The 5,937-nt window shown below is 56.6% G+C and carries 7 protein-coding genes; 4 read left to right on the plus strand and 3 right to left on the minus strand.

Annotation, left to right across the window (positions count from 1 at the left end; genetic code table 11):
• A partial coding sequence (hemE, locus tag NW820_RS09010) for a uroporphyrinogen decarboxylase (protein WP_414407300.1) occupies positions 1-1,050 on the minus strand: 1,050 nt, incomplete at its 3' end.
• 243 nt (positions 1,051-1,293) lie between these two features.
• Here hemE and crtE point away from each other — a divergent pair.
• The 4 genes from crtE to NW820_RS09030 all read left to right on the plus strand — a co-directional run bounded on the left by crtE (position 1,294) and on the right by NW820_RS09030 (position 4,269).
• Positions 1,294-2,187, plus strand: a complete 894-nt coding sequence (crtE, locus tag NW820_RS09015) for a geranylgeranyl diphosphate synthase CrtE (RefSeq protein ID WP_414342614.1) — start codon at positions 1,294-1,296, stop codon at positions 2,185-2,187.
• Between the two features lie 71 nt (positions 2,188-2,258).
• On the plus strand, positions 2,259-2,720 hold the full coding sequence (locus NW820_RS09020) for a divergent PAP2 family protein (RefSeq protein ID WP_414407301.1): 462 nt from the start codon (positions 2,259-2,261) through the stop codon (positions 2,718-2,720).
• A gap of 13 nt (positions 2,721-2,733) precedes the next feature.
• Positions 2,734-3,381 carry a hypothetical protein gene (locus NW820_RS09025; protein WP_414407302.1) on the plus strand — a complete coding sequence of 216 codons (648 nt, stop codon included), beginning with the start codon at positions 2,734-2,736 and terminating at the stop codon, positions 3,379-3,381.
• Positions 3,382-3,426: 45 nt separating this feature from the next.
• Positions 3,427-4,269, plus strand: coding sequence for a SirB1 family protein (locus tag NW820_RS09030; protein WP_414350903.1), 843 nt, complete (start codon positions 3,427-3,429; stop codon positions 4,267-4,269).
• 89 nt (positions 4,270-4,358) lie between these two features.
• Here the strand turns inward: NW820_RS09030 and NW820_RS09035 are convergent, their stop codons facing one another.
• Positions 4,359-4,541 (minus strand): hypothetical protein, encoded by a 183-nt coding sequence (locus tag NW820_RS09035; RefSeq protein WP_414407303.1) that lies wholly within the window; start codon positions 4,539-4,541, stop codon positions 4,359-4,361.
• 200 nt (positions 4,542-4,741) lie between these two features.
• On the minus strand, positions 4,742-5,797 hold the full coding sequence (locus NW820_RS09040; RefSeq protein ID WP_414407304.1) for a TauD/TfdA family dioxygenase: 1,056 nt from the start codon (positions 5,795-5,797) through the stop codon (positions 4,742-4,744).
• Between the last annotated feature and the right edge of the window lie 140 nt (positions 5,798-5,937).

Genomic DNA, 5,937 nt, shown 5'->3' on the forward strand with positions numbered 1-5,937 from the left:
ATGGACATTGGCCTCTGGAGTGCTTGGGTGAATGCCGTGGCCCAGGTTCATGATATGCCCACGGGATCCGGCTTTTCGAATCACCTCTAGGGTGCGCTGCCGGATGAACTCCGGGGATCCCAGCAACACCATTGGATCCAGATTGCCCTGCACCGCTAGGGATCCCAGGCGAGCCCTGGCCTCTGCCATGTCGCTCATCCAATCGAGGCTGAACACGTCGATGCCGGCTTTGCCCACCCGCTCCAGCAAAGCGGCGCTGCCGTTGATGTAGAGGATCAGTGGCACCTGCGGATAGCGAGCTTTCACCTGATCCACAATTTGCTTTTGGTAGGGCAAGGCCCAACACTCGTAATCGACTGGGCTGAGCTGGCCGGCCCAAGTATCGAACAACTGCACCACCTGGGCGCCGCACTCGATCTGGTAGATCACGTAGCGGGCAATGCTGTCGGCCAGCTTACTCAGCAACTGATGCAGCAATGGCGGCTGCGCGAAGGCCAAGCTCTTGATGTGGGCGTAATCTTTGGAGCTGCGCCCTTCCACAGCATAGCAGGCCAGAGTCCAGGGGGAGCCGACAAACCCCAGCAGCGTTGCTTTCCCTTCCACCTCGCGGCGCAGGGTGCTGAGAATGGTCTTGATAAAGGGCAGACTTTCTTCCGGTTCCAGGAGGCGGATGCGTTCAATTTGGGCTTGGGAACGAATCGGCGGGTCGATGATTGGCCCCTGATGCTCCACCAGCTCAAAGGGGATGCCCATGCCCTCAAGGGGGGTGAGGATATCGCTGAACAGGATCACCCCATCAGGGGCAAAGGCCCGAAACGGTTGCAACGAGATCTCGACGGCCAGCTCCGGGATCTCGCAACGCTGCTTAAAGGTGTACTTGCTTTGCAGCTCGCGGTAGGCCGCCATGTAGCGACCCGCCTGGCGCATCATCCAAACTGGAGGGCGATCCAGCACTTCCCCTCGGGCCGCCCGCAGCAAACGGTCACCCAAGTGCTCCGCACCGCTGGCGGTGGAGGAGGTGGCGCTGAGCTGAACAGGCGAGTGGGACATAGGAGGGCAATCCGGCTAAAGATCCTTATGAATCCTGACATTGTGGCGACAGCAACCGCAAGTTGGCGGCTCAGGATCCCTGCAGTTTCTTCATCGGCTGCAACTTGCTGTTACTTCTTACCCTTTTGGCCTCTGGGCTGGGATCCCCAATTAAAGTGGACATGAGATAATGACACCTGACAAGTCTGTTGAAGAACGGCTCGACAAGGATCCCCCCATTGCCGAGTTGAGAGGAAACCCCGCTTGGTTGCCCAAACCTTTAACCTGAAAGCCTACCTGAGCCAGCGTCAGCAACAGGTGGAAGAAGCTCTCTCTGCAGCTTTGGTTCCCGCCTATCCGGAGCGCATTTACGAGGCGATGCGCTACAGCCTATTGGCAGGGGGGAAGCGCCTCAGGCCCATCCTCTGTCTGGCTGCTTGCGAGTTGGCCGGCGGCACTGTGGAGCAGGCTCTGCCTACCGCCTGTGCCCTGGAAATGATCCACACCATGTCGCTCATCCATGACGACTTGCCGGCCATGGACAATGACGACTTTCGCCGCGGCAAACCCACCAACCACAAGGTGTTCGGCGAAGACATTGCCATCTTGGCAGGAGATGCCCTGCTGGCCTTTGCCTTTGAGCACATTGCCAGCCAAACTCAGGGGGTACCGCCGCAGTTGGTGTTGCAGGTGATTGCCCGCATTGGCCATGCTGTGGCGGCAACCGGTTTGGTGGGGGGACAGGTGGTGGATCTGGAGTCGGAGGGCAAAGCCATTTCCCTGGAAACTTTGGAGTACATTCACAGCCACAAAACCGGCGCTCTATTGGAAGTCTCGGTGGTTTCGGGAGGGATCCTGGCGGGGGGAGATGAGGAGCTGCTGGACCGCCTGAGCCGCTACGCCCGCGATATTGGCTTGGCCTTTCAGATTGTGGACGACATTTTGGACATCACCGCCACCAGCGAGCAACTGGGCAAAACGGCAGGCAAGGATCAAGCTGCTGCCAAAGCCACCTATCCCAGCTTGTTGGGCCTAGAGGCTTCCCGGCAAAAAGCCGAGGAGCTGATTCAATCGGCCAAGGAAACGTTGCGCCCCTACGGACCGCGGGCAGAGCCGCTGCTGGCTCTGGCGGACTTCATCACTCGCCGTCAGCATTAGGACAGGACAAGGGGACAAGATCAGATGGGATCCCTGGAGACCCTGCTCGCATGTCTGTGCTGGAGAGCTGTATGCTGCAACAGTTGATGGCCAATCATGTCCTCTGGGTTGCTTTGCTGGCCAGTGTGTTGGCCCAAGCCATCAAGCTGATCCTTTCCTATGTACGGTCGGGCAAGGTTAACCTGCGAGTCTTGGTAGAAACTGGGGGGATGCCCAGCTCCCACGCAGCGTTGGTGACGGCTTTGTCCATTGGGGTGGGGATGCAGGAAGGCTGGGACAGCCTGCTGTTTGCCGCGACGGTGGTTTTCGCATTGGTGGTGATGTACGATGCCGCGGGGATCCGCCAAGCCGCTGGAAAACAGGCGCGGGTGCTGAATCGCCTCCTGGAAGAATGGTTTGAAGAAAAGGGCGCCGACCGTTTTCCAGAACCCTACCTGAAAGAATTGCTGGGGCACACTCCCGTTCAGGTCATGGCCGGCGCGGCTTTGGGGGCAGCCTGTATTACATTGTCGTTTGCCCTGGGAGTAAACTGAGAGCCATTGGGGCATGCTAAGGCAGAAGTACCGCGGGGTGGTCATGGCTTCCAGTTCTCAACCTCGTCCGATCCAACGTTGCCCTTCCTGTGGCAAGCCGATCCCAGCCTACCGGTTCAAGTCTCCCTACTGCGACCACTGCGGTTGGCGGGCGGCTCCGGCAGCGCAAACCCCTCAAAAAGGTGGATCCCTGGGCCAGAAAATCGCAGCTCAGGTAAACGGGATCGGATCCCAAGGTCAACGCCTCAAGGTGCCCCCTCTGCTACAGCCGCTGCTGAACTTCAACTTTTACCTCTATCTGCTCTGGGGGATCAGCCCTCTGTTTCCGCTGGTGGTGGATCGACCCCTGCTGGCCGAATCCAACTATCTGCTCCTAATCCCGCTTTTGTTGAGCTGGGGGCTGCTTTATTTGGCGGTGCGAGATCTGCCGCTGCCGGACAATTTGCGGCTGCCGCGCCTGTTGTTGGATGTATCGTTCATCCTGCTGCCCTTCTTCCAGAAAATTAATGTGTCCAAAGCCCCCAACCGACCCTATTGGAATGCTCTGCTGATTTGGGTGATCGGGATCCTGCTGCTTGCCGCTTTGCGGCTTTGGAGCTTTAGCCTGCTCCTGACGGCGGTGACCTTGCTGTTGACCAGCTTTTGCACGCTGCTGTTCTAACCGAGATCCTTGCAAAGAACCTCAATATTTAATATTTAACATTTCATGAGCATTCCTGCTGCCCGTCAACGCTTTGCCCTTGAAATCCAATCGGAGCCCATCGATCTGGGTCGGGCGGCCCTCTGGATTGCCCAAGAAGCCTATCCCGATCTGGAGGTGGAAGAGTATGTGGCCGCTCTGGATGAGATGGCCGCAGAGGTGCAAGAGCGCCTTCCCCCGGAGCGTTATCCCCTGCGGGTCATCAAGATCTTGAATCACTATCTCTTTGAGGATCTGGGCTTTCGTGGCAATCGCGAAGATTATTACGACCCACGCAACAGCTTTTTGAACGAAGTGATCGATCGGCGCACCGGGATCCCGATTACGCTGTCGCTGATCTATCTAGAGCTGGCGCGGCGGATCGATTTTCCCATGGCAGGAGTGGGCATGCCCGGCCACTTTTTAATCCGGCCCCTGTTTGCAGGCGCCGAGATTTTTGTGGATCCCTTTCAGCAGGGGGAGATTTTATTTCCAGAAGATTGTCAAGAGCTTTTGTCGCAAATCTACGGGCCTGGGATCCCTTTCCAAGAACACCACCTACGCCCCACCCCTCCCCGCCTGATCTTGGTACGCTTGCTCAACAACCTCAAGCAAATTTATCTGAGCCGCGCCGAACTGGAACCCGCTTTGGCAGCAGCGGAACGGATCTTGTTGTTGATCCCTGAATCCTTGCCCCACCTAAGGGATCGCGGGCTGTTGTATTATCAGTTGGGCCGTTGGCAGCAAGCCTGCCAGGATCTCAAGCGCTACTTAAAACAGGCGCCTTTCCACCCCGAGATCAATCGCTCTGATGAGCATTTAATCCGGGAAATTGTCGAGAGATTGGAATCTCATCCCGACTCATGCTAGGAGCATGCACAATTGCTCTCAGTTGTGCGTTGTGTAAGTGTGTAAGTTTTGAGCAAGATCTGCCGTCGTTTGCAAGCAAGGCTAGGTTTCTAGCAGGGATCGGAAGCAGCCCTTACCTCTTGGCGCAAAATGGCTTCTACCAACTCATCCAGAGCCTCTAGATCAGATGGATCATAGTTTCTTTCCCAGAGGATTTGGTTAATGTTGGACTCCTGCTGTAGAGTTAAAACTAAAGATTGTAGAACTTCATCGATGATCTTGCGAATGCTCATCTTAACCTCGCAATCGTGAGAAGAATTGATGGCTTTGGCTCATAAGCCTAGAATGCTGGAAACGCTCTGCGATAGCCATCGTGAGGATCACGTATTTTGACATCAGAATCTGGGGCGACTCATCCAAACCCTTTCGGGGAAATCGCCAATAGTACTTTTACGGACTTGAGCTATGGATGGCGCTGAAGTCTGCGAACTTCTCAGGATCTTCTGAGACAGACCTGCTCCCCATTGAGGGCAGCTTGGGCCTCATCATCTGTTGCGAAGGCGGTGCGAATGATGCGCTCACCGGGATGGCGATCCCCTGCCGAAAGGCCGAGATCCCGCACCACAAATGAGCGCTGGATCCAGCGGTCGAAGCCATCGTAGCGGGGAGAGAAGGCAGTCCGTCCGTGAACGGTGCGGCGATTGTCAATACAGAGCAGATCCCCTGTTTCCAGCTTGATGCCTCGGTAGACAGCGTGGATTCCCTTCCTCAGGGCTTCTAGAGCCAGACTGGCTTCGGGGGTGAGCCCCACCATCAGGTCTTCGTCGTAGTTCCAGAAGGGATCCTCTCGACGGCCATACAGCACCGGCAAAATGGGTCCATTGATCAGGGCTTGCCGGTTGCCGAAGGAGTAGTCGATGCCAGTGCGATACAGGGGTTCAAACAGCAGCTCCCGCTCGCGCTCTCCTAGCAGAGGCAGGACATGACGGATGCTGGCGTAGGTGGTTTCCGCCACACGATCATGGTCGGGGCGCAGGCAAAACAGCAGCAAAAACTCCGGTGAGTGGGGATGAAAAACCGTCTCGCGGTGAAACTGTAGCCGAGTGCGGGATCCCTCGGAAGATTGCACCTCTTCGCTGTCGGGAGTAGGCACCAAGTTTTGAAACAAATCCCCGTTTTTTTCTTGGATGTAGGAGACCAAATGCCCCAAGCGGCTGCCGATCATTGCCAAGCAGCGTTCGCTGACAAAAGTGGTTTTCTCCTCAGAGCGCTGCGCCAGAGCCGGTGTGCGGGTATGGTCTAGTCCGGGATCCACGGGCAAGCCCCGCAGCAGCAGGATCCCTTCCGAATTGGAATACAACTGAAACTCCAGCAAGGCCCGCCGCAGATAACGGGGCAGCTCATCTGCCCGCATCTCGCAGTCCAGGAGAAATTCTTCTGTTTCCCGGTAGGGATCGGGCCCAGGTGCCAAAAACAGGTTTATCGTCTTTTCATCAAAGCCCTGACAATCGATCAGCAGGCATCCTTTTGCAAGCTGTGAAGTCTTCATCACGATCCCTCACCACCCACTGCCCTAGTCATAGCAGCCACAGCAACTTTTGGGCAGGGATCCTACACTCAAAACCCAATCTCGGCGAGTGTAGCGCACTACCCTTCGGTGCTAGAACCTCAGTCTGAGGCGGGGCAGAG

Source organism: Synechococcus sp. R55.7, from assembly GCF_047461955.1.
Lineage (GTDB): Bacteria > Cyanobacteriota > Cyanobacteriia > Thermostichales > Thermostichaceae > Thermostichus.

Bases quoted from the DNA above. Each gene is read 5' to 3' on its own strand.
- NW820_RS09020 (WP_414407301.1), top strand. From the start codon at position 2,259: ATGCTGCAACAGTTGATGGCCAATCATGTCCTCTGGGTTGCTTTGCTG.
- NW820_RS09025 (WP_414407302.1), top strand. From the start codon at position 2,734: ATGCTAAGGCAGAAGTACCGCGGGGTGGTCATGGCTTCCAGTTCTCAA.
- NW820_RS09030 (WP_414350903.1), top strand. From the start codon at position 3,427: ATGAGCATTCCTGCTGCCCGTCAACGCTTTGCCCTTGAAATCCAATCG.
- NW820_RS09035 (WP_414407303.1), bottom strand. From the start codon at position 4,541: ATGAGCATTCGCAAGATCATCGATGAAGTTCTACAATCTTTAGTTTTA.
- NW820_RS09040 (WP_414407304.1), bottom strand. From the start codon at position 5,797: ATGAAGACTTCACAGCTTGCAAAAGGATGCCTGCTGATCGATTGTCAG.